The sequence below is a fragment of the Mesorhizobium sp. GW821-FHT07A06 genome, assembly GCF_059419085.1.
Genome location: NZ_JBWKRC010000001.1, coordinates 965811 through 985937, shown reverse-complemented (window position 1 = coordinate 985937; position 20127 = coordinate 965811). Strand labels below are relative to the sequence as shown.

Sequence of the window (20127 nt, the reverse complement as noted above, 5' to 3'; positions counted from 1 at the left end):
ACGACCCTCGCGCCTGACTCTTATTGACGATGAGGGTCGGCTGTCTCGGTGAAGCGAAGCTACCCCCCAGCCTCACCGGAGATCAGTGGAAGCTGAAAACAGCGGCCAAGGTGATCGCTGCCGCGGTCAGCGTTGTCAGGGGTCCCGCCACCTTCATCAGCTTGCCGCCACCTTCGTCGCCGCGCCTCAGCCGCGCCATGCCCCGCATGCTCAGGCCGACGGTCAGCACTATGACGGCGACGAGCGCCATCTTGAGCTTAAACCAGCCGTTCAGACCCTCGATGCCGCCGTACCTCAGCCACACCAGGAGCGGCCCAGTGATCAGGAGCAGGATTAGGCCTGTGCCCGCGATCCGACTGTAGGCCGTGGCCAGCGGCCACCAAGGCGCACGCTGGTCCGGCGTCGCCGCTACCAGGCGCGGGCCGACTTGCGACATGGCTATGCCGCCGCCAATTCCCATCGCCAAAGCCATGAGGTGCAGCCAAAACAAGAGATCGATCATGACAGGCATAGGCGGTTCGCCCCCCAAATTTCCCAAGCGCTTTGCGCGGAGGCAATCTAGAGGCGTATCTGCAACCGCTCAATATGGACTGAGTACCGAGCGCCTGGCCGGCCCAAAGGCTCAAAAACCTGTCCATCCTGAAGGCAGGCTCCTTCAATGTTGCTCTGCTAAAGGGCGGATGCGGTGCGGTGGACACGCGTAGGACGCTTGGAGCCCGTTCCGCGCCATTGCCCTGGACCTTGCAGGCAAGGTGCCCACAGGCCTTGCGATCGGCCTTGGTATCGCTATCGGACTCGCTGAGCCGGCGGCTAGGCCACCCCGCTCTAAAAGCCAATTGGGATCCACGGATTGGTGTCGTATCCGAGGCGCGGCTTTTCCGGCGTTGCTCCATCCGGCAATTTGGCCGTTCCGGTTAAACTGCAGTCCAGCTCTGGCACCGGCTTCTTGGCCGAATGCTTGGTAGAGCACAGGGCTGCAGCGTCACTCACCACCACCTTCTTCTCCTTGGCAACAGCGATACCAGTCACACCGATCACGATCGCCACGCAAAATATTGCCACTCTCATTGGAATTCCCCACGGTTGCGCATTCCCAAAGATGCGGGGGACTAACGTTACGTCACTTTTATATTAGCGCAAGTGAATATATGGGATGATCTCGGTCAATAGGAATAGGCAACCCCGGGCTACCGCCACCGACGACCAAATCGACCGCTCCATCCACCGCCGAAACGACCGCCACCGGCAACCAACCGGATGATCAGGAGAAGTACAATTGCGCCGACAGTGGCGTTGATGATCAAGCTGATCGTTCCGCTCCCAAGATGAATGCCTACACGAGGCAGCAGCCAGTCACCGATGAACGCGCCGATGATCCCGATTGCTATGTCTCCGATCAGACCAAAGCCGGCTCCCCGCACGATCTTCCCGGCCAACCATCCCGCGACAAGTCCGACTACCAATATGACAATGATGCTCTCGTTCGACAGATGCATGGTGATCCTCCCGAGCTGCCTTTTTTGGTGTGCCATTGGGTGGCCGCAAACTAGCCAATCTGATCGAGCCAAGGACGCCGTGTTTGGCCGAGTGGGCGACCCGCGAAGGTGGCTCGACCGATCCGGCCTGAGCCTTTTTCTACAACAAGAGCGCCGTCGACGGGGTTGACTTGGGCAAGGACGATGCCTGCCAAAAGGACCGTAGTGATAAGCGAGAGGGTGCCGCAAGATCGGCGTGAAGACGAACTTGAAGCAGGCGCGCGTCCGTGCACGGTCTATGCTTCGGAGCAGGTTCACATGTCGATTCCCAAGGCGGTAGCGCAGCTGGGCGTCGGTCGCGCCAACCTTCGCCTGATCCCCGTCGATGACGGCATGCGGATGCGGACGGATGTGCTTGAGGCGGCCGTCACTGCCGACCGAAAGGCGGGAAACAAGCCGATCGAGATCGTGGCAACGGGTCGGCACCGTCAATATCGGCGCTATCGATCCGCGTCCGGAAATCGCCGATATCCCAATGCGTGAAGCTCTCTGGCTCCACGTCGATGGCGCATATGGAGGGCTTGCGGCCATTGCCGTGCCTGAGAAGTTCCTCGACTTCGATCAGGCAAACTCTGTGTCGCTCGACGCGAACAAATGGCTGTATCAGCCGCTCGAATGCGGCTGCCTGCTTTATCGCGATCGGCAGGTTCGCACGCGAGACCTTTTCGCACAGTGATGACTACGTCAGGATAATTGCCGAAGACCCGGCGGAAGCGTTCGCATTCTTCGAAGAGTCGATGGAGCTGTCGCGGCGTTTTCGGGCCCTCCAGATGGACTATCGGGGGTATGTCGGATAAGTCTTCGTCATGGCCGAATTCAGCGTGAATTTGGGTGGTGGTCTTTACATGGACAGCAACGGTGTGCTGTCCCACGGTCCCGTGCCGGGCAAGCCTGTGTATGGCACCCCGGGCGGTGGGCTCCCCGTCAACTTCGATACCCTGGCAAAGACGTTCAGCGGCCTCGCCAAAGCCCTTCCGGACGAGGACGACCCGAAGAGCCGCGAGAAATTCGACAAGGTCCTGGACGCCATTGGCATGTTGGCGTCGGACAAGGAAAATCTCATCAATGCTCTCCAGGCCATCGGGGCTGTCGCCAGCGTCATCGGCAGTGTGGTTCCAATCGTCGGCGCGGCCTTGGCCGTCCTCACCTTGTTGCTCGGGCTGTTCAAAGATGGCCCCTCCCCCCTCGAGGTCCTCATCAATCGCCGCTTCGATGATCTGGTTCGCCAGATAACATCGTTGGAAACTCAGATCACGCAGCGCGACCTGCGCGGCCAGCGCAGCCTCATCTCCGCCGCTGTCGCCGCCTTCGCCAACTACGTCTACGAACTCAAGAACACGCCGCCCGATGCGTCCGTTCTCCTCCTGCGCCAGCAGGACATGCGCACCCAGGTCAATGACGCCGGCATCGCTGTCCGAAATCTCCTCGATGCCAGCACCTGGCTCGCCAGTTTCAGCCCGAACGAATACAACGCGGTCTGGCCATTTCTTCAGTCTTGGCTTCACACCTTCCCGCGGACTGGCGCACAGGTGCGCGCACTCATGCCCGCCCCCGGCGCTAATGTCTTCAATCATTCGCTGATGGTCCCGCTCAGCGCGTTTGCCGTCACCTCCTATCTTACCGTCCTGCGCGGGCTGGCTCCCGAATTTCGCTCGACCCGCGAGCACCGCGAAGACCTCTGGGATTTTGCCGCCGCCCTCGAAGTCCTCGTCGAAAACATGCGCGCCGAAGGCCTCTCCCGCACGCTCTACACCACTGCGGATTTCCAGCACGGCGCCGGCGGCGGCATCCCTTGGGGCCTCGGCCCCGAGGAAGTGATCGATCTTTCCGCCATCGGCATCCCCCCTTTCCTCAAGGCGGGCTCCACCCGTTTCTCCGTCGGCGCAATGGATTTGCGCGTCTATAGCGACACGTATTTCACACCTGGCTTCCGCGCCGGCCACATCCAGCTTCCCGGCGATCAATACGCCAAACAGGGATTGCTCAATGTTCGCTGGACACCACCCGCCAAGCTGGAGAGTTATCAAGAACCGATCGCGAGTCTCGGCTGGGAGCCGCCGAATCAGCCGGCGGCTACCCGCACCCGCTATCGCATTACCAATCCCGAAGAGTGCGCCACCGCGGCTAATGCCCAGGCTGAGCTGGATTATGCGGATCTTCTTTATAGCAGCGGATATCTCAATCTCGTCCACCTCGTCGCCGTCTTGCGCAATGAGGCCACCGACCCCAGCGCCAGCCAAACCGTCCGCGCAGATGCCTTGCTCCAGCGCAAGCCTGGCACCGCTGTTCCGGTTGCGGTAAAGAGCGAGCCCATCTTGATGACTGGCGTCATCTCCTCCCCTGCGCAGCAGGAGCCCCAGGAATACAAAGGCACCGTTTTCCTCACCACCCAACCGCTCGGCCGCGATCGCAAGCTGAACTACAAAGTCTGGCTCCGCACCCTCTACGTGAGCTTCTCCCCCGGCGGCACCCGCTGGAACGAGCAAGACTATGGCATCTTCCACCAGACGGATTACGTCGACGATGCTGCCCACCCCGGCTGCAAGACCCTCGTCACCTCCACTGGCCTGCCGCTCGATCAGATCTTGATCTCCGAAGGAGTCTCCATCGCCAGCCCGCGCAATGCCAGCGGCACCGCGGCGCTCCAGGCCATCACTCACGATTGGTGGGTGCCGGTGAAACCGTTGGGTCGACCGATTGTCGATCGCATCGGGGCAAAGAACCTCGTCTCCCTCCGCGGCCTGGGCTGGGAATCCAGCGCCTCTCCCGCCACACCCACCGCTCCCGCTTCGCTTCCTTCCGGCCCGCAGCCTTCCCCGTCATCCGCTCTTCATCTGCTCCACGATGACATCTCCCTGCACGACCAGGTCTCATTCTTGGATCTCCTCGGATGGATCGATTCCGTCGAGCCCGCCACCGGACAACACCGCAAAGCTGCACAAAACCTGATTCATCTCGACTACACCCTTGACTGGGAAGCCGACCAGATGACCGTCACCCTCCGGAACCACCCCGCCGACCGCAACTACGTCGTCTATGTTGTCGTCGAGGAAACCCTGGGCAGCGGCCAGGTGCTCCATACCGCCCAGCGCATCCCTGTCATAGGGCAGCTCACCTACGTACCCCAGACCTTCTTCGACCAGGAAGCGGCCGCCATCGCCCTCCTCGACAAGACCATGCGCGACTTTGCCAACCACTATGCGCATTCTGTCGGAGACGTCCCCGGGCGACCCCAGCCTCCCGGCGACCCCGTCTCCGGCTTGCTCGGCCTCTCTTACGAGCAGATCGCCACCGACCCCGTCCTCCGCGAGTTCGCCTTGAGCGATTTCACCTCCCTCGAATCCCTCGAGCGATTTGCCGCCCAAGCCGCACACCACCCACTGGCAGCGACCATCCTCCGCCGATCGCTCAAGGAAGCCCGCATTCCCGAATCAACCATCGAGTCCGTTCTCCAAACTGGGCGAGCGCGATCCTGAGCAGGCCTGCCTCGGCTGGGAAGTCAGTAGGCAGTGGTCGGTCTGAACCGAGTGGACTCTTGAGTTCGGTTGAAAAAGGGAGAAGTGGTCATAGGCGTAGATGCGCTTGTCGATGATCGCAGCGGTGGGGCTGGCTTCGCGTTCGTCTTGCTCTCGGCACTCTACATGGAGCGCGTGATGAATGCGATCGAGCGTGCCGTCGTGCACCAGTCGGGCCTCGCGGATCAGCAATCACGGCGGGTAACATTCCGTTGCAGCGTCTCACATACAGGATGACTGGGCGCAAAAAGCCCCGTGGCGACAAGGGCTAAGCAGATTCCCATATGTGATTGCGTTGCGCGCGGTGCTTGACGGGCACTTGTGATAGGTTCCGCGCGGGAGTGGGTGAATCTAAATTAGGAATATGAAATGCGGACCATGCCCACCCGGCAAAATTTCATTCGATCGACCGCCGCGGCGATAGTCGCTGCTGGTCTTGTTTTCTCTCCCGCCATGGCCAAGAGCGGCAATGGTAACGGAAACGGAAACGCCGGCGGAAAGAGCGCGGCCAACGCTGCTGACAAATCCAATCCGTCAAGCGGCATTTCCGCCAGCGACCTTGGAGCCCTAAACGGCTTCTTCCATGCCTCGCCGAAGGCGCTGGCTCATGCCTCGCCCAAGTCGGAGATTGGCAAGGTGGAAGCCTACGGCAACCTTCTCGGAAGCTTCCTGACGCCGCAGAAGGGCACCACCCCGCCGACACTGGCGCAACTCGCAGCTGCGCTGAAGACAGCGGCGAACAAACCGCTTTCAGCGGCCATCATCGGAGCCGTAAATGCCAAGTTGGCGGCGACCAATCCGTCTCTGTCGACGGCGATCGCAGCGTATGCAGGCGGCGCCACCGGGCTGGCGACGGCAATCGACGGCGCGGTCTGAGGATCGACGACGGCGTTGCCCAGGTGAAAGCGCTACGCGGCTCGTTGCCTGGGCAACGGCCGCGAGACACGCGACGAGCCGTAGAAGCCATCGGCACCTGCTGGGACGGACAGACAAATTGATTTCCCACTGCCCAAGTTGATCCAGTTAATCCCATGACGATGGAGAATCGAGTGAAACTGACGGCCCTCGCTTTAGCGAGCGCATTGTGCGCTATGGCATTTGGTGCCCAGGCAGCGCCAGTGATAATGAACAAGCCACCTGCGGCCAGTAGTCTGGTTCAACAGGCGCGCGTCACATGCGCTTACCTTACCCGTGATGGATATTGTGTCCGCCCTCGCAGCATTCATAGGCACCAGGGTTATTACCGGCACGTCTATCGCAATCATCACGACCGTGGTTTGCACCGTGGATGGTATAAGCATCGGGGACCGATCGTTCAGATCGTGCCGGCATATCCGCCACAATACTACCCGGAATATCCACCTCAATACGACAACGGGTGGGACGACGGTGGGGATGACTGACAGAGGCGGCGAAAGACGCCTTTGCTATATCCGCTTTGACCTGCGCCCGTTGATGATCGTCGCTGGCGCGACCGTCCGAGATCGCCGTCACATCGATCGATCCGCAGTGACGGCAAAGGAACTGAAGCCGGAATATTCGCGCCGCACCTTATGCCAGTCGCGCCAACTCCGGCCCGAAGTTTCTGGTGTTGAGCCGCTTTGCCAGGGCGAAGGCATCGTCAAGAGAATACAGAAATGTACCTGGGTGCTTGGCGACCCAGCGGTCACCGGATGAGCGCGACGCGAAATAGAAGATGAAATGGCAAAACTTCGCCATCACATTGGCGGCGGACATGCCGAAAACCTCCGCATCGGGCAGAACGAAGGAGATAACGGCTTTGTCGGGCGCGACGGATTCGATCCTGTCTGGCGTCACGACAAGGCGCAGGACCTCGCCGCTTTCCGGATCGGATGACGTGACGCGTGCCGGACGGTCGAGGATTTCGGGAATAAACAGACTGTCCCAGGCACACCAAGTCGATAGAGTGCGACCGTCTACCTCGAAGCGATGATGCATCGGCGCCGTCGCCAGCCCGCCAAAGCCGAGTACGCGTCCCTGATCGTCAAAGTAGACGAAAGGCTTGATGGAGTCGCGCTGGAGAAGCGCATGGCTCCTCGCGCCAGAGATTCCGAGCGCCCGGCCCAACTGCGCGGCATCGACCGCGCGACCCTTTGCAAGTTCGCGGTATAATGCGACTGCGGCGCGTTGTTCCTCAGGTGAGAAGTGCCGCAGATGGGTTTCCAAGCCCTGCCAGTACTCCTCCGGCGCGGGGACTTTCGGCGTCACTGTCATGGTTCCCTCCGGTCGGCACTTTTTGGGCCGTGTTCCCGTTACCCTGCGCAGCAGGACAGTTTCTTCACGTCCCTGTCGAACGCCTGAGCTGCGAGCTTCAGGCCCTCGACGGTGGTCAGGTAGGGGAAGATCGTCTCCGACAGGTCATCGATCGTGAGGCCGCAGCGGATGGCCAGGGCCGCCGTCTGAATGCTGTCGGCACCCTCCGGCGCGAGAATATGCGCGCCAAGCAGCTTGCGGGTAGTCCCATCCGCAACGAGCTTGATCAGCCCCCTTGTATCGCGAGCCGCGAGCGCGCGCGGCAAATTGTCGAGCGAGAGCACCGAGGTCCGCACAACGTGCCCGGCAGCACGGGCTCGCGCCTCGGTCAAACCGACGCTCGCAACCTGCGGATCGGTAAACACCACGGCCGGCATCGCGGCGTTGTCATAGCGGAGGCTGTTGCCGTTCAGAGCATTCTTGGCCGCAAGTTTCGCGCCATAAGCCGCCATGTAGACGAACTGGTCCTTCCCCGTCACGTCGCCGGCAGCATAGACACCTGTCTTCGACGTGCGCATACGATCGTCGACGACGATTGCGCCGAAAGATGTTTGCGTGACACCCGCCTCGAAAAGTCCAAGACCTTCGGTGTTCGGCGTTCGCCCCGTCGCCACGAGGATTCGTTCAGCGGTAATATGTCCGGACGGCCGTTCCGGGTAATCGCGAGCGCCACACCGCCATCTTCGGTTCCGCGAACGGACTCGTAGGTCACGCCGCTGACGACCGTGATCCATTCATCGGCCAGACAGCCCGCCAGCGCCCGCCCGATCTCCGGTTCGGCTTCTGGCAGAAGCCGACTTCGAAAGACGAGCGTCACCGCGACACCAGCGCGTGCGAAGGTTTGGGCGAGTTCGGCCCCGATATAGCCGCCGCCGATCACGATCATCGAACGCGGCAGGTGGGTCAGGGACAATGCTGTCGTACTGTCGAGAGCTGCAACGGCCTCAACGCCTGGAATGTCTGGCAGCGCCGGCCGCGCGCCCGTTGCAATAACGATGCGCTCCGAGGCGAGGTGCTGCCCCTCCACATCGACGCCGCCGTCGACGAGCCGCGCCCGACCTTCCCGGTAGACCAAATTGTTGTATTCCGGCAGGAGGTCAGCGTATTTCGCCTGGCGCAGGCCGGCAACCAGAGCGTCCTTCTGGGCGATCTGTGCGGCCCAATCCACCACGCGCGCTCCGCTTTCAATGCCAGCAAACCGAACTGGCGCGGTATTGGCACGATGGACGGCTTCCGTAACACGGATCAGAGTTTTCGAGGGTACGCAGCCAATGTTTACGCAGGTGCCGCCGATCATGCCGTGCCCGACGAGAGCCACTTGCGCGCCTTGCTCGGCGGCCGTGATTGCGGCCGAGAAGCCGGCCGAGCCGGTCCCGACGACCACGAGGTCGTAGCGGCCGTTTCTATTGTTTGCGCCTGGCGTGCAGCAGTCGCTCATGACTTCAACTTTCGTGAGTTGTTGCCCCCCTCGCAGCAATCAGCGGCGGACGAACAGGTGGAACGGTTGCGTCGATAGAGCCAGCCTGAGACCCCGATGGCGATCGACTAGTGCACATCAGCCACTCGTCCTTTTCGAAATGTCGGCAGGATAGCCCTGAGCGGTGGTGGCCTTGATCAGCGTCTGGGGCGAGGTCTGCCCGTCGTTATAGGTCACCACAGCTGTTACGTCGGCCATTTCATCGGGCTGACTGACCGACACCGAGGACACCCCGTTGACGTGCTCCAACGTACTTTTGACGATCGGACCGCACAACACGCAGCCAGCGTGGTGAACGGCGAGCACGACCTTGGCCTCTGCTGCCTGGGCGGCGATTGGCGAGAACAACAGGCCGAGCCCGAGAATGGCGCCGAGGTAAGGTTTCATTGCTAAAATCCTTTCAAGTGAGGTCATCGGTAGGATTCTCAGGAAACGAGGAAATAACGGACGGCGTACGGGAAGCCGACCGCGACCACGACCATGACGCCTGCGGTCCAGAGGCCGATCTTTGCGATCCGATCCGAACGCGGCGTGGCGCAGTAGCCGTCGCCGCAGGCGACTTCGGGTTTCCGATAAACACGCCAGGCCCCGAAACCGATAAAGCCCAACGAAACCGCAGCGAAGATTGGCTGGTAGGGCTCAAGCGCGGTCAGATTGCCGATCCACGCCCCACTGATGCCGGCAAGAAACAGGGCGAACGGCACCACGCAACAGCTTGCCGCGCCAAGCGCCGCCAGAATGCCGCCAATAGACAGCAATGCCGCGCCGTCAAAGCGCTTTCGCGCCGATGTCATGACCATGCCAGGCGGCACCGATGTCTCGTCCCGGACTGTCATTGAATTCGCTCCTCCCAAAGTTGGTCTATGGTGACCCTACTGTCTGTAGTGACTACAGGGTCAAGCGTGAATTCATCACGTGTTTGCGAGGCCAATGATGAAGATGACCGACGGACTCTCCATCGGAGTTCTGTCAGAGCGCAGCGGCGTGAACATCGAGACGATCCGCTACTACGAGAAGATCGGCGTCATGCCGTCGCCCGCGCGCAGCGCAGGCGGCTACCGGATCTACGAAGCGGAACATGTAAGGCGTCTGCATTTCGTCCGCCGGGGTCGGGAACTTGGCTTCAGCCTCGACGAGCTGCGTGGCCTGCTTCACCTGGTCGATGGGCACGCCTACACGTGCGGCGAGGTGCATGCGCTCACCGTCGGGCATCTCAGGGATATTCGCCAAAAGATCGCCGACCTGCGACGCCTGGAACGCGTGATGTCGGATATGGCTGCGCGATGCACCGCGGATCAGGTTCCGGAATGTCCAATCATCGATGCGCTGTTCGAGATGCGGCCCGTAGGCGCCCCTCGTCATCGCAATGCCAGCGAGGCAAAGATCTCGTCACCGTAACCAATCCTGGTTGACGTCTCTTCACGAGCTGTTGCCTTCACGCGCGAGCCCATCGAACCGTAAAACCGAAGACGGGATTCCGGTCACGGTCGCACGCAGTGGCCAAACACGACATTCAGCGCCGACTAGACGCCGAGGGTGCCTGCCACTCGCGACACCAGTGCGCTCACCAAGCTCCTCGCGGCACGCCCCTTGGTTCCATAGTAACCTTTTCACTTCCCAAACGAACTTCCTGTCAGACGAGCCGCGATCGGCCCTCACAGGGGCGACTGCGTATTGTCGAACTGCCAACCCACAATCGGAGGAACAGAAATGTCCAATCGCATGCTATCCGCTCTGGTCGCCGGCGCGTTCGCTACGGCCCTCGGTTCGATTGCCATTTCTTCCGCTAGCGCGGAGGACATGATGAAGCCGATGAGCAAGGCCGAGATGATGAAGATGCGGAAGATGACCGAAAAGGAAGTCAAATCCGGCAAGATGGAGAAGTGTTTCGGCGTGGCCCTCAAGGGCCATAACGACTGCTACGCCGGTGCTGGCACCACCTGCGCCGGGACAAGCACGGTCGACTACCAGGGGAATGCTTTCAAGCTCGAGCCCAAGGGCACGTGCACGACCATGCACACGCCGCAAGGCACAGGAAGCCTGACGCCAAAAGCTTGAGACAAGCCAAGCCGGGCGGGCATTCATCGCGCTCGTCCGGACCATCTTCACGGCTAGAGGTCGCCATGCCCAACAGATCGCTGTCTGCCACCCAGGATATTGTTCCCTCGCGTTCTGGTGTCGGCCTCAAAGCGGAGCACTACCGCACGATTGTCGAGACCAGGCCCGACATCGGCTTTTTCGAAGTCCATGCGGAAAACTATATGGGCGCCGGCGGTCCGCCGCACCGCTACCTGTCTGCCATCCGTGACCGCTATCCGGTGTCGCTCCATGGCGTCGGTTTGTCGATCGGGGCCGACCGGCCGCTCGATAGAGACCACCTTCAACGCATCAAGGCACTGATCGAACGTTACCGCCCCGGCCTGTTCTCGGAACACCTGGCATGGTCATCGCACGACACAGGCTTCCTCAACGATCTGCTGCCGGTGCCCTACACCTGCGAGACGCTCGGCCGTGTTTGCGAGCATATCGACCAGATTCAGGACACGCTCGGGCTTCAGATGTTGCTGGAGAACCCGTCGACCTATCTCGCCTTCACGGAGAGCACCTATTCGGAAATCGACTTCATTGCCGAAACTGTGCGGCGAACAGGTTGCGGTCTCCTTCTTGACGTTAACAATGTCTACGTCGCATCGACCAACCAGGAATGGGACCCCATAGCCTATGTCGATGCCTATCCCCTCGCCCACGTGCAAGAGATCCATCTTGCGGGCTATGCGAAGGAGGCCGACGACAAAGGGCGGCCACTGCTCGTTGATACGCATGATCGCCGCGTGGATCAGATCGTCTGGGGCCTCTTTGAGCATGCGGTGAAGCGCACCGGCCCCGTGCCGGCGCTGATCGAATGGGACGCAGATGTGCCTACCTGGCCAGTGCTCAAGGCGGAGGCTGAACGCGCCGAAGCAATCATGCTCGCCGCGCAGCCGATGGAATGGCACCATGCCGCAGCTTGCTGAACGGCAACGGGAATTCGCCGCGGCGCTGCTCGATCCAGAGTTGCCAGCCCCGCCCGGCCTCGTCGGGCCTGACGGCGAGCCCAGCGCACGGCGGTTTGCTGTCTACCGCAACAATGTCGTGGCCGGCCTGATCGACACGTTGAAGGCGGCATTCCCAGCAGTTTGCCGCATCGTCGGCACAGAGTTCTTCCAGGCGATGGCGCGCAGCTATGTGGTTGCAGAGCCGCCGAGCTCGCCGATTCTTCTCGATTACGGGGTCAGTTTCCCCGACTTCATACATGACTTCGCACCAGTGGCGGCGCTTCCCTACCTGACTGACGTCGCCCGCCTCGAGCGCGCGTGGACGGAGGCTTACCATGCACCCGAGGCCGCGCCCCTCGATCCTTCGGTGCTGGCGACGATCGAGCCAGATCGGTTTCCGGAGGTTCGTCTTCTTCTTCACCCTTCGGTTCGTCTCGTCCGATCGCAATTCCCAGCTTCGACGATCTGGCGGATGAACGTCGCAGACGGGGTCCCGGCGCCTGTCGACCTTGCTGTCGGCGAGGACGTACTCATCGCTCGGCCGATGGCCGATGTCGAGGTCCGGCTGCTGCCGGAGGGCGGTATGGATTTCGTGCAAGCGCTCGTTGACGGGATGTCGGTGCTTGCTGCGCTGAAGACAGCAATGGCGGCCGACTGCCGCTTCGACCTGTTGGTCAATCTTGCGTGGCTCGTGCAGTCAGGTGTCCTTGTTGGCTGCCGTCCCGCGCCGGAAACGGCCGCGCAAAGCTCGGCGAGGCGAACATGACCGTGGCCAAAACGCAGTCCTACCTCGCTGACATCGAACGGATCGTTCGAAATATCGCCGCCGGGCTCGCCAGCGTGGCCTTTGTGGTGGCGCCGCCGGTCCTTCGCATCGCGCTCGCCGTCCCGTTCTTTCGATCCGGCCTCACCCGCTGGGACGGTTTTCTATCGTTGTCGCCAAGCGCGGCCTATCTCTTCGAGGAGGAGTTCAAGCTCCATATCTTCGGCGATCTCTATGATTTTCCGGCGCCGGACGTGATCGCCCATCTTGTCGGCATGGCTGAGATCACACTGCCCATCCTGCTGGTGCTGGGCCTTGCGACGCGGTTCGCCGCGTTCGCCCTCCTCGCCATGACGGGTGTGATCCAGCTCGTTGTCCCAGACGGTTGGGCGAACTTCCATCTGCCTTGGGCATCCATGGCAATCGCCATCATCGCCCTCGGTCCTGGGCTACTGTCATTCGACCATCTGATCGACAGGCTTCGCCGCCCACAGACGCCTCCAGGAGTCGCTTGATGGCTCGCTCGATTGGACGACGCCTTGACCGTCAGACGGCAAACTTCGCGGCCGCTTCCGCACAGCGAGTGCGCAGATGACCCAGGAGCCGCGCGGCAGAGTGCCACCGCTCAAACTCGTGGTGCGAAATGAGCACCAGGAGCGGCCCAACGGCGACGCCGCAGGCAGCGGCGGTCAAGCGGAGCCAGCTATCCCTGAAATCGATTGGACCATTCTTATGGCGCGCGCCCAGGACGGTGACGCAGCCGCCTATCTTCGGCTCCTTGAGCAGATAACGCCCTATCTTCGCTCACTTGCGGCTCGACGGCATAGCGATCAAGGCGACATCGAAGACGCCGTCCAAGACGTGCTGCTGACCGTGCATTCCATTCGACATACCTATGATCCAGCTCGGCCGTTCGGACCGTGGCTGGTTGCGATTGCAAACCGCCGTTTTGTCGATCGGCTACGCCGTCAGGGTCGCATGAGAGCCCGCGAAAGACCTCTCACCGAGGAGCACGAAACCTTTCTCGACCCTCAAGCGAACATAGAAGAGAGATCGGATCGGCGTCGACTGGAGGGCGCCATTGACGGTCTCCCTCCGATGCAACGGCAGGCCATCCGGCTGCTCAAGCTCAAGGAGATGTCGTTGATGGAGGCCGCGACGGCAAGCGGAATGTCCATTGCATCTCTCAAGGTCGCGACACACCGCGCTTTGGTAAGCCTTCGGAAAATGCTGACCGATCGGAGCAACACGTGATCAAGACAACCGATCTCATCGCATCACTTGCCGCGAACGTCACCCCGGTCCGGCGCTTGCGGCCGCCAGCGATCCGCGCGGCCTGCTGGCTTTTGCTCGCGGCTGTGGTGCTGACATTGCTCGCCATCAGTCAGGAAATTCATCCCGACCTCATTCAGCGTCTTCGTGAGCCTGCCTTTGCCGTCAGCATGGCGGCCTCGCTTTTGACAGGCATTTTTGCGGCGGTTGCAGCCTTCCTGGTCAGCCTGCCGGACCGATCGCGGCTTTGGCTTCTTCTTCCCATGCCGACCCTGGTCACTTGGCTGTCGAACATTGGCTATCAGTGCCTTGTCCAATGGATCAGTATCGGCCCCGACGGCGTCGGCTTTGGAGAAGCGGCGAACTGCTTCGCGACCCTGGTCCTGACCAGTCTGCCTTTGTCGCTGGCGATGCTCGTGATGCTGCGCCACGCGGCTCCGCTCCGGCCGACGGCTGCGACCTTGATGGGCAGCCTGGCCGTCGCCGCGATAACAGCGACGGCCCTGTCGCTGTTTCACGCCATGGATGCCAGCGTGATGATTCTGATGTGGAATGTCGGCACCGTGGTCCTGCTTGTCGGGCTGGGAGGGCTGTTCGGTCGGAGAATGTTCCGGTGGGTCGCACCGAGGACATTGTCGGCCCGAGATTGAAGCCCGGGCGGTAACAAAAATGTACCCATCGGCGAAAGCTTCCAGGCGAGTTTCTCTCTTGTTCCTCAGACGAGGGCGCTGCCTCGTTTTAAGGCTGCAGATCCCACCCCACAACCAGGAGATAATCATGCAACGACGACTGTTTCTTACTTCCGTGCTTGCCGGCTCATTGGCTTCGTGGGTGGTGACATCGGTAGCGAGCGCGGCAGAACGGAAGACCTTCGATTCGGCAAGCTTCGAAGCGGCGCAGCGGCGCGGCGCGCGCATCCTCGTGGATATTTCAGCGCCTTGGTGCCCAACCTGCAAAGCCCAAAAGCCGATCATCGACGCGCTTGCCGAGCAGCCGGCGAACAAGGACCTGGTGATTTTCGCGGTCGATTTCGACAGCCAGAAATCTGTGGTCCGGGAATTCCACGCGCAGAGCCAAAGCACCCTGATCGCGTTCAGCGGCACGACCGAGACCGCCCGCTCGATCGGCGACACCGACCCTGGCTCGATCGCGGCCCTGGTCCGGTCGACCGTGACGAACTGAGGGCGGCGTGATGGCAATTGGCAGCAGCCTGTTCGCGCTCCTGGCTGGCATCCTCTCGACGCTATCGCCGTGCGTCCTGCCGCTCTTGCCGCTGGTTCTCGGCGCCGCGGTCTCCCAGCACAGATTGGGGCCGGCGGCGTTGGCGACGGGCCTCGCCATCTCATTCGTCGCTATTGGGCTGTTTGTCGCAACGATCGGGTTCTCGATTGGACTGGATGCAGGCGTCTTCCGGGGCATTGCCGCGCTGCTCTTGCTGGCGCTCGGGTTGGTCCTCATGCTCCCCCGTCTACAGGCTCAACTGGCCGTCGCAGGGGGACCTGTCAGCGACTGGGCCGATCGCCGCTTCGGTGGTTTCGCCGCAACCGGCTTGAAGGGCCAGTTCGCTGTCGGCCTGCTGCTCGGCACCGTCTGGAGCCCTTGCGTCGGTCCGACACTTGGCGCTGCATCGGTCCTTGCGGCTCAAGGCAAGGATCTCGGTCAGGTGGCGACCGTGATGGCCGCCTTTGGCGTGGGCGCAGCCCTGCCTCTGCTCCTTCTGGGCCTTGTCTCTCGAGACGTGATGTTCCGATGGCGCGACAAGCTCCTGCGCGCCGGTCAAGGCGGCAAGGCGATGCTGGGCAGCCTGCTCTTCGCTATTGGATTTTTTATCCTGACCGGCTTTGACAAGAGGCTGGAGACGTTCCTGGTCGACGTCTCGCCCGCGTGGCTCACTCGGCTCACGACGCATTTCTGACTGACGAAAAACACCGGAAGGTCGTGAGCGCTATGCGGCTCGATCGCTGAGGGCCGCCTACGTCCATGAGGAAATACCGTCTCTTCGTTGCAGGCCGCAAAGGCGCATGGCCTTCCTGGGCGGACATGAAACGTCCCCCACGAGGGTCGATGCAAGGCACCTCAGCACCGATTGCATCCCTGAAATCGCCCCCATTCTCAAGGCATGCCGATTTGTCTGTGAGGGATCGTCTGAAACCGCCCTGCTCGCCCACCACCTGAAAGTTGCCGGAACATGCATTGGTACTTCATCATCGCGCGCCTCTAGCGTCGACCAGATCAGATGGCACAGGCCACCGTTTCATCTAGTCTCTCATGTTCCCTGTCAAGGTTGACGGCAAGAAGGCTCGCCTGCTTGGCAGGTTTGCGAAGCAGTCGGATCGGCTGAAGCTGCACAGGGCTGGGGGTGGAGCTCAGAGACGACGGTTGATCAGACTCTCATCCGCGGGTTGGGTACCGGCCTTCCGTGTCTTCGTCTCGGGGCTGTCCTCGGTCTAGAGGGCGGGCGTCGGGCGCATCGGCTCGGCCACATAACTAGCGACGGGAGTTCCCCACCGTGGCCCCACCCCCAACACTGTGCAGCGGGGTGGGTCGAGACCGGCTATGACGGCGCGACCTCCCGACCGATGGCCCACAAGAAGGCGGCCATCTCGCGTGCGATCGCAGCCACGACCACCGGCGGCTTCTTGCCGGTGGCGCTGAGGCGACGATAGCGGGCGCAGAGCCGGAGCTGCCCCTTCCAGGCAATATCGCGGACGGCCTTGGGCAGCCCCTCGAGCCGCACCCTCAGGGTCTCACTGACCCTGGCAGGATAGCGGTAAGTCCATGCCGCTTCGACCAGGGCGCGGCGGGCGCGTCGATTGCCGGCGAGCGTAAGGCTCGACCGGCGAACCGTGTCACCGGTCGAGCGCTCCCCCGGGACAAGGCCGAGAAAGGCCATCAACTGCGGCGGCGTATCGAAGCGACGCACATCCCCAATCTCGGCCGCAAATATCACTGCGACCAGGAACGAGGCGCCGCGCATGGCCTGATAGGCCTCGACGACCCGCGCCATGGACCAAGTTGGCACGACGGCGCGCAACTGCTCATCCAGGCGGTGTAGTCGCTGAGCCGCGTCCTCGATCGCGTCGATCTTCTCCTGGAACACGATCTGCTGCGCGGTATGCTCGAAGCTCTGGTGGGCAAGCCAGCGCCGGTGCGCCAATGTCCAATGACCGCCGCCCTCGTAGATCCGCCCATGGCGCAGAAGGAATGAGAGCAGCTGCTGACGTTTGCGGCGCAGGTCGTCGGCTGCGGCTTCGCGGGCCCGGACGAGATCGCGGACAGCCTCGTGGACTACGTCCGGCACCCACACCCCGATCAGTTCGCCCGCCCGATGCAGTCGCGCCAGCGTGACCGCGTCCCGCCGGTTGGTCTTGACGCGCTCGCCCGGCCGCTTCGGGATCAGGGCCGGCGCAACCACCATGCAGTCGTGACCAAGATCGCGAACCTGCCGGCACAACCCATATCCCGTCGGCCCAGCCTCGAAGCAGACGTGCAGTCGATCATACTTTTTTCCCAGCTTCTTGATCGTCCGCTCTATCGCCGCCGGACTATTCTCGACCTCGCCGACGAACCGGACCTCGCCGGTGCGGCCGCCCTCCGCGATCGCAACCGCGTGCTTCTTCTTGGCTACATCAAACGCGACAAATGCTTCGCTATACTCTCCCATGGCTCGCTCTCCGTGCGTGAGGATCGGCTCGGCCCATCCGAGCAACCCTCGTCTTTTAATCGCACGAAAGGGCGGGCCACCGTTCTCCGCCTCGGAACATGACGTCTAGCGGCTAGAGTTGCTTCGGCCATCGCTCTTCGCGCCAAGCGGCGTTTGCGACCGATTAGCCAGCGAACAGTCCAAAGGCTACGAGCAAAGAAGATACAATACCCGTCGCCGTGTAAGGAACCGCCATAACGGAGTTATGAAGCACGGGACTCGGCTCAGCGCCGCAAGACTGCGCGAGCGCGCCAAGTGGCGTAGTCGTACTGGGCTCATAAGTTCAATAAAAGGCCGGACTGTTGAGTGCCTGTTTCGAAATGCAAATCACTCCGGCCACTCAGGCCGAGCACACATAAAAACACGGCACGGCGCCAATCGCGGTCACGCTGTAGAAAACTTGCCTTCCTCTTCATGACTTCGCGAGTTACGCTCCGCGCGCCTGCAGGCGAAGGGCGCAGCTCAATGACGGCGCACCTGTTCCTTCCGCTGGGAGTGAGAGGCGCGAATTGATATGACTGATCGACAAATTCAGAAGCTTTTGCTGGCTGTTATTGGCGTCGGGCTATTTGTGATAGCTGCCTATGCCGAAGAGCTTACGACCAGATACCCGTGGCTCGTTAAACCACAAGACGAGCTGACCAAAGCAGAATGTACCGCTGCTATGCGACACGACTACAATTATTGGTGGGCACGGGGCAAGTGTCACATGAAGTTCATCCGAGAAGGTTGGGGAGTCGCAATTAGAGATGGCGCCGCCAAAGAGGATCCGGAGAATCCTGTCGTGAGCACGAAAAAAGGCGAGTTGATCGAGGGCATTACGCAATACTGGCCGGACGCAGGAACCTATTGCGTGCACGGCGGCGGCTGCGTTACCGCCAAAGATGTGAAGCTTCTAGGCTCAATTCTCACAGGGCCTGATGACGATTATAAAACAGGCGATGAAACCGATCGATATCAAGGTGTGGAGTCATCCTGCGAGCTCATCCTCGCCGATCGCGCAAACATCATTTCGGCGAATGCGAAGGAAATATTGAAGGATTGTCACTAAGGGGTCAGCGCGCATCGTCGAAGGCGAACGCACCATCCCAATTCGTTGATATCATAGGGACGGCGAAGGCCCGATGCCATGCCGATTCACAGTCTCGGTGCAATAGTGGGAGGGACAATGACTCAACTGGTTAGAATCTTGGGTTTTGGTGTACTCGCAACAGTTTGGATGACTGCGGGAGCGCAAGCTAAGGGGCCATCGTTCGACTGCAAAAAAGCGGCATCGGTGAGCGAGAAAACTATCTGTTCCGATCCCAAACTGTCGGAGATGGACCTGCTCATAAACAAGGCATTTGAGAAGTTCGAGCCTGAGTATGATAGAAGTAAGCTCGCGATAGCCAAGGGTCTGGTTGAGGCCAGAAATGCCTGCGGGAAAGACGTGCCCTGCATCGCGCTGGCGATGTCCAACGCTCTTGAGACCTATGGAGCCGATAGCCCCCCGCTGGGTCGATTCCTACGTGGATGGATTGATCGGGAAGAAAGCCATCAACTACGGAACAAAAGAGCCAGACAGCACCGGAACGGAAGTGCCGAAGCAGTTGGGCCAATGCGTCTCGGTTCACATCACCGCATTGACCACCAACGCGGATGACGGAAGCTTCACGACTTTCAGTAACGACATGTCCAGCAGGTCACTCGATCGGGCCGGCCTTGCGGCCTCCAAGGTTGGCGATCCCGTCGTGATGTGCCTGGTTTACATCCCCCGTGACTGCCCCAAAGGGGATGACCGTGGCCGCGAGTACTTCGGTTTCGGCCTGCGGAGCAAAGTGAAGTGGGAGCTCTGGGACTCAAATCATTCGTGCGGCGGGGCTTGATAAGTCGCCTAAGGGCCGGAGTGATTTGCATTTCGAAACAGGGAGGCACGGTGTCGAGTGGCCAATTTGGCCACACCAGCGAGGGGCGGACAGGCACGATGAGACCAGGTGCTTTTAATGCCGCAAACGAACCCAGCGAAGGCCCGCTGGGATTGACGACCAGCCCTCGCCGGCGCGATCCTAAAAGCGGCTCAGGGAGGGCTTTGGCTGATGCGAACGTTGCTGGCGCTTGCGATGGCAGTGCTCGCTATGTCGGGCTGTGATGACAGCCCAGGCCGCTGGTCTGCGATTGTCTATCCGAATCGAACCGACCGCACAAAATTCATTGTGACGCCGCGTTTTAAAAGCGCGTCGTACTGCCTGGAAAATGCAAAAGAAAAGATGAATGAGGTTCAGATCAACGGCAGCGGCGATTATGAATGCGGCTACAATTGTGAGGAAGACGGTGATCCTCACAGGCTGAATGTCTGCGAGAAATACCGCAAGTAGTCGACCTGAGCCATGACCTATCTCGACGAGGTCCATGCCGTTGGCGTCTGCGGGCCCTGGGGCGGCGGCATCGCCGAACAAGAGAGCCTCATGGACCGGATTACTGTCATCGAAGGAACCCTCGGCAAGGCTTTCGGCGTCATGGGCGGATAGATCGCCCAACCTATTATGAATGCCAAAAGCTCCAGAGGGGGAACGC

Annotated in this window: 23 protein-coding genes and 3 pseudogenes; 17 read left to right on the top strand and 9 right to left on the bottom strand. The window is 61.1% G+C overall.

Annotation, left to right across the window (positions count from 1 at the left end):
• Window positions 1-82 precede the first annotated feature (82 nt).
• The 3 genes from AC07SZ_RS05010 to AC07SZ_RS05000 form a co-directional block, all read right to left on the bottom strand.
• On the bottom strand, window positions 83-511 hold the full coding sequence (locus AC07SZ_RS05010) for a hypothetical protein (RefSeq protein WP_494913525.1): 429 nt from the start codon (window positions 509-511) through the stop codon (window positions 83-85).
• Window positions 512-825: 314 nt separating this feature from the next.
• On the bottom strand, window positions 826-1047 hold the full coding sequence (locus AC07SZ_RS05005; protein ID WP_494913524.1) for a hypothetical protein: 222 nt from the start codon (window positions 1045-1047) through the stop codon (window positions 826-828).
• A 140-nt stretch (window positions 1048-1187) separates the two neighbouring features.
• Entirely contained in the window at window positions 1188-1496 is a 309-nt protein-coding gene (locus tag AC07SZ_RS05000) for a GlsB/YeaQ/YmgE family stress response membrane protein (RefSeq protein ID WP_494913523.1), read from the bottom strand.
• 183 nt (window positions 1497-1679) lie between these two features.
• On the opposite strand from AC07SZ_RS05000, the gene AC07SZ_RS04995 reads away from it, so the two are divergent.
• The 3 genes from AC07SZ_RS04995 (at window position 1680) to AC07SZ_RS04985 (ending at window position 5011) form a co-directional block, all read left to right on the top strand.
• The gene (locus AC07SZ_RS04995) at window positions 1680-2018 is read left to right on the top strand and encodes a pyridoxal-dependent decarboxylase (protein ID WP_494913522.1); all 339 of its coding nucleotides are present in this window, start codon (window positions 1680-1682) and stop codon (window positions 2016-2018) included.
• Window positions 2011-2211 (top strand): pyridoxal-dependent decarboxylase, encoded by a 201-nt coding sequence (locus AC07SZ_RS04990; RefSeq protein WP_494913520.1) that lies wholly within the window; start codon window positions 2011-2013, stop codon window positions 2209-2211. Before AC07SZ_RS04995 ends, AC07SZ_RS04990 begins: the two co-directional genes overlap by 8 nt.
• Before the next feature lie 130 nt (window positions 2212-2341).
• A complete protein-coding gene (locus AC07SZ_RS04985; RefSeq protein WP_494913519.1) occupies window positions 2342-5011 on the top strand; it encodes a hypothetical protein in 2670 nt (889 codons plus the stop codon).
• Between the two features lie 102 nt (window positions 5012-5113).
• Here the strand turns inward: AC07SZ_RS04985 and AC07SZ_RS04980 are convergent.
• A pseudogene (locus AC07SZ_RS04980) lies at window positions 5114-5212 on the bottom strand (IS5/IS1182 family transposase); the annotation flags it as partial.
• 207 nt (window positions 5213-5419) lie between these two features.
• On the opposite strand from AC07SZ_RS04980, the gene AC07SZ_RS04975 reads away from it, so the two are divergent.
• A complete protein-coding gene (locus tag AC07SZ_RS04975) occupies window positions 5420-5926 on the top strand; it encodes a hypothetical protein (protein ID WP_494913517.1) in 507 nt (168 codons plus the stop codon).
• A gap of 675 nt (window positions 5927-6601) precedes the next feature.
• On the opposite strand, the gene merB is transcribed toward AC07SZ_RS04975, so the two are convergent.
• The 4 genes and pseudogenes from merB to AC07SZ_RS04955 all read right to left on the bottom strand — a co-directional run bounded on the left by merB (window position 6602) and on the right by AC07SZ_RS04955 (window position 9595).
• Complete coding sequence (gene merB, locus AC07SZ_RS04970) at window positions 6602-7285, bottom strand: organomercurial lyase (RefSeq protein ID WP_494913515.1); 684 nt, start codon at window positions 7283-7285, stop codon at window positions 6602-6604.
• A 38-nt stretch (window positions 7286-7323) separates the two neighbouring features.
• Window positions 7324-8762 (bottom strand): annotated as a pseudogene (gene merA / locus AC07SZ_RS04965) (mercury(II) reductase).
• 117 nt (window positions 8763-8879) lie between these two features.
• Window positions 8880-9188, bottom strand: coding sequence for a heavy-metal-associated domain-containing protein (locus tag AC07SZ_RS04960; RefSeq protein ID WP_494913514.1), 309 nt, complete (start codon window positions 9186-9188; stop codon window positions 8880-8882).
• Between the two features lie 38 nt (window positions 9189-9226).
• Window positions 9227-9595: a mercuric transporter MerT family protein gene (locus AC07SZ_RS04955; RefSeq protein WP_494913643.1), complete on the bottom strand. Its 369-nt coding sequence runs from the start codon at window positions 9593-9595 to the stop codon at window positions 9227-9229.
• 139 nt (window positions 9596-9734) lie between these two features.
• Between AC07SZ_RS04955 and AC07SZ_RS04950 the strand changes: the two genes are divergently transcribed.
• The 9 genes from AC07SZ_RS04950 to AC07SZ_RS04910 all read left to right on the top strand — a co-directional run bounded on the left by AC07SZ_RS04950 (window position 9735) and on the right by AC07SZ_RS04910 (window position 15786).
• The gene (locus AC07SZ_RS04950; RefSeq protein WP_494913512.1) at window positions 9735-10199 is read left to right on the top strand and encodes a MerR family transcriptional regulator; all 465 of its coding nucleotides are present in this window, start codon (window positions 9735-9737) and stop codon (window positions 10197-10199) included.
• 312 nt (window positions 10200-10511) lie between these two features.
• A complete protein-coding gene (locus AC07SZ_RS04945) occupies window positions 10512-10859 on the top strand; it encodes a BufA1 family periplasmic bufferin-type metallophore (RefSeq protein ID WP_494913511.1) in 348 nt (115 codons plus the stop codon).
• A 65-nt stretch (window positions 10860-10924) separates the two neighbouring features.
• Window positions 10925-11815 (top strand): MNIO family bufferin maturase, encoded by an 891-nt coding sequence (bufB, locus tag AC07SZ_RS04940; protein ID WP_494913510.1) that lies wholly within the window; start codon window positions 10925-10927, stop codon window positions 11813-11815.
• The gene (locus AC07SZ_RS04935) at window positions 11799-12602 is read left to right on the top strand and encodes an HvfC/BufC N-terminal domain-containing protein (protein ID WP_494913509.1); all 804 of its coding nucleotides are present in this window, start codon (window positions 11799-11801) and stop codon (window positions 12600-12602) included. The genes bufB and AC07SZ_RS04935 overlap by 17 nt, the downstream gene beginning before the upstream one ends.
• Entirely contained in the window at window positions 12599-13114 is a 516-nt protein-coding gene (locus AC07SZ_RS04930) for a DoxX family protein (RefSeq protein WP_494913507.1), read from the top strand. The genes AC07SZ_RS04935 and AC07SZ_RS04930 overlap by 4 nt, the downstream gene beginning before the upstream one ends.
• A 76-nt stretch (window positions 13115-13190) precedes the next feature.
• Window positions 13191-13853 (top strand): sigma-70 family RNA polymerase sigma factor, encoded by a 663-nt coding sequence (locus AC07SZ_RS04925; protein ID WP_494913506.1) that lies wholly within the window; start codon window positions 13191-13193, stop codon window positions 13851-13853.
• Complete coding sequence (locus AC07SZ_RS04920) at window positions 13850-14521, top strand: NrsF family protein (protein ID WP_494913505.1); 672 nt, start codon at window positions 13850-13852, stop codon at window positions 14519-14521. The genes AC07SZ_RS04925 and AC07SZ_RS04920 overlap by 4 nt, the downstream gene beginning before the upstream one ends.
• A gap of 58 nt (window positions 14522-14579) precedes the next feature.
• Window positions 14580-15053 carry a thioredoxin family protein gene (locus tag AC07SZ_RS04915; RefSeq protein WP_494913504.1) on the top strand — a complete coding sequence of 158 codons (474 nt, stop codon included), beginning with the start codon at window positions 14580-14582 and terminating at the stop codon, window positions 15051-15053.
• Between the two features lie 10 nt (window positions 15054-15063).
• A complete protein-coding gene (locus tag AC07SZ_RS04910; RefSeq protein ID WP_494913502.1) occupies window positions 15064-15786 on the top strand; it encodes a cytochrome c biogenesis CcdA family protein in 723 nt (240 codons plus the stop codon).
• A gap of 639 nt (window positions 15787-16425) precedes the next feature.
• Here AC07SZ_RS04910 and AC07SZ_RS04905 read toward each other — a convergent pair.
• The gene (locus AC07SZ_RS04905; RefSeq protein ID WP_494913500.1) at window positions 16426-17535 is read right to left on the bottom strand and encodes an IS110 family RNA-guided transposase; all 1110 of its coding nucleotides are present in this window, start codon (window positions 17533-17535) and stop codon (window positions 16426-16428) included.
• A gap of 553 nt (window positions 17536-18088) precedes the next feature.
• Between AC07SZ_RS04905 and AC07SZ_RS04900 the strand changes: the two genes are divergently transcribed.
• From AC07SZ_RS04900 to AC07SZ_RS04885, 4 genes and pseudogenes are all read left to right on the top strand, one after another.
• The gene (locus tag AC07SZ_RS04900; RefSeq protein ID WP_494913498.1) at window positions 18089-18625 is read left to right on the top strand and encodes a hypothetical protein; all 537 of its coding nucleotides are present in this window, start codon (window positions 18089-18091) and stop codon (window positions 18623-18625) included.
• Window positions 18626-19082: 457 nt separating this feature from the next.
• The gene (locus tag AC07SZ_RS04895; RefSeq protein WP_494913496.1) at window positions 19083-19439 is read left to right on the top strand and encodes a hypothetical protein; all 357 of its coding nucleotides are present in this window, start codon (window positions 19083-19085) and stop codon (window positions 19437-19439) included.
• Window positions 19440-19649: 210 nt separating this feature from the next.
• Window positions 19650-19928 carry a hypothetical protein gene (locus AC07SZ_RS04890; RefSeq protein ID WP_494913495.1) on the top strand — a complete coding sequence of 93 codons (279 nt, stop codon included), beginning with the start codon at window positions 19650-19652 and terminating at the stop codon, window positions 19926-19928.
• Between the two features lie 9 nt (window positions 19929-19937).
• Window positions 19938-20078 (top strand): annotated as a pseudogene (locus tag AC07SZ_RS04885) (aminotransferase class I/II-fold pyridoxal phosphate-dependent enzyme); the annotation flags it as partial.
• Window positions 20079-20127 lie beyond the last annotated feature (49 nt).